We start from the raw sequence: 2269 nt of genomic DNA on the forward strand, positions 1-2269 counted from the left end.
TTTTTTATTTAAACCTTTCTGTCTTAGTTTGTCTTTATCTTTGTCATACCAATTTAGGATTGTTGCATAGTGGTTTTGATAGGTTTTGCCACTGCTTTTCATGTATCTTGATAGTTTGTTTATCATTATTTCTGTGTGTGAGCTTAATTTTTCTTTAAGATTTTCATATTCTTCTTTGCTTAGCCTTACATTTTTGAATTCTCCATAAAAGATGGGGGTGGACTTTTTATCTTTTTCTATCTCTCCCTCTCTCTCTTTATCTATATCTATATCTTTCTCTATCTCTATCTCTCCGTTGCACTTTTGTTGCTTATGTGTTGCATTGGTGTTGCATTGCAACATTTTTAATTCTCTAGATTTTCTTGAACGCCTTGTAGAAGCTGTTTCTGAGCCGATTAGGCTTGGTATTTCAGTTAAATAGTATTCATCATTTTCTGTTACAATTTCTAGTAAGCCTTGATTGATTAAATAATTAACTGTAACCATTACATCATCGTCTGTTTCATCTATGGTTAGTGCTAACTCTTTTATAAAATCACTTTCTACTCCGTCATAATAGAGTTTGCCCTCATCTTTTAAGCTTAGTAGTAGAAGTTTTAAGTAGATTATCGTATAGGTATCTCCTCCCGATATTCTTCTTAATCTTTTTATCCTTTTGTCTGTGAAAAATTCTTCTTTTAATTTTATCCAATAATATCTTTTGTTTGTTGCCATTCTAATCCTCCTTGCAATAAAAAAAGAAGTAGATTTTTTTCTCTACTTCTCCTTATAATTTATATTTTATTTTTCCTTATATTTTTTAATAACTTTTTCTACTTGTTCTTCAAGCTCTTCCCTGTCTGGTATATACAAAGTATATTTTGATGCGAATATTTTATTTGATAAATTTCCTAAGGCGTATTCTGCTTGTACTCCGTCTTTATCTGTACACAAGATTATTCCTATCGGTTCATTGTCCATCTCATCATTTACTTCTGCCTTATAATAATTGAGATACATATTTATTTGCCCAACTGCTTCTGGCATTAGCTTACTTGTTTTTAGTTCGATTAAGACATAAGATCTTAATATTTTATTGTAAAATACCATATCCACATAATAGTGTGTGTTGCCTAGTGTTACTCTTTGTTGGCTACCTACATACATAAAACCCTTGCCGAGTTCTAGCAAGAATTTTTCAATATGATCTATAAGTGCTTTTTCTAAATCACTTTCCATCATAGGCTTTTCTTCTGGCAACCCTAAAAATTCAAATACATAAGGATCTTTTACGAGGTCAGCTGCCTTATTTATTTCATTGCCCTTTAAAGCTAGGTCTAGAACTTTTTCTTTGTTTTCCTCTCCAGATGATAGGAGCAATCTTTCAAAAAGTGATGTTTTTATTTGTCTTTTAAGTTCTCTCACAGACCAATTTGCATTAATACTTTCTTTCTCATAGAAGCTTCGTTTTTTCTCATCGCTAATGGATAAGAGTTCGCAATAATGGGACCAGGTCAATTTTCCAGACAGTGTCTGGAATATTGGATATGATAAATATAGGTTTCTCATATTAAATAAATTAGACTTAGAAAATCCCTTGCCATATTCCTTTGTAAGTTGTCTTGATAAGTCATTTATAAGTTCTTTTCCATACTCAGCTCGTTCTGAATGACCTTGCTCATCTTCTACGATGATACGTCCAATCTCCCAATAAGTTTGAACTAAAATATTATTGACTTCTCTTGCGACTTCATTTCTTGCCTTGTCCATCAATGTTTTTATGCTATTAAAAACATCATCATGAACTCTATCTATTTTATTATTCTTATTCATACAAGCACCTCTTTGACCTCTTAATTGCTTTAATTATATCATAAATATTGTGTTTATTCAATTTTATATCTTATCTGCCTTGATATTTCCCAGATTTTCGATAATCGAAATTCTTGATTTCCGATTTTCGAAATTCTGGACTTCTGCTTTTCGGAAGTCTTGTTATTATGGTTATTTAAGGGTGTAACTTTTCGTTACTCCCTTAGATTTCTCTGGTCATATCTTTTTTGCTTGGTTTTACTTTTTCTTTTACTTTCCTTTTGACTTTCTCTTTTGTCTTATCCTTGTTCTTGGATAGGTCTTTGTATTTCTTTATTTGTTTTAGGATACTTTCTTTTTCTTTTTTATTTTCCTTGGCTATGACTTGTTTAAAGGCATATTCCATTACTTTTATGTCTTTGGCTTGGAAGAATATTTCATAGTTTTTGCTTTCTTTGTTTTTCATTACTGAGAAACT

The 2269-nt window shown here is 31.0% G+C and carries 3 protein-coding genes; all 3 read right to left on the reverse strand.

The genetic code is table 11. The features are described 5' to 3' along the window. Window positions 1-714, reverse strand: a 714-nt coding sequence (locus tag HMPREF2933_RS01685) for a phage replisome organizer N-terminal domain-containing protein (RefSeq protein ID WP_070672392.1), incomplete at its 3' end; no start/stop codon positions are given. A 66-nt stretch (window positions 715-780) separates the two neighbouring features. Beyond that, window positions 781-1812 (reverse strand): PDDEXK nuclease domain-containing protein, encoded by a 1032-nt coding sequence (locus HMPREF2933_RS01690; RefSeq protein WP_024051472.1) that lies wholly within the window; start codon window positions 1810-1812, stop codon window positions 781-783. Window positions 1813-2014: 202 nt separating this feature from the next. Beyond that, window positions 2015-2269: PcfB family protein (locus HMPREF2933_RS10265; protein WP_261674320.1), on the reverse strand; the 255-nt coding region annotated here is incomplete at its 5' end.

Origin of the sequence: Streptococcus sp. HMSC066F10 (assembly GCF_001813805.1) — a bacterium.
Taxonomy (GTDB): Bacteria; Bacillota; Bacilli; order Lactobacillales; family Streptococcaceae; genus Streptococcus; species Streptococcus vaginalis.

Coding starts and splice junctions, on each gene's coding strand:
- HMPREF2933_RS01690 (WP_024051472.1), bottom strand. CDS start 1,812: ATGAATAAGAATAATAAAATAGATAGAGTTCATGATGATGTTTTTAAT.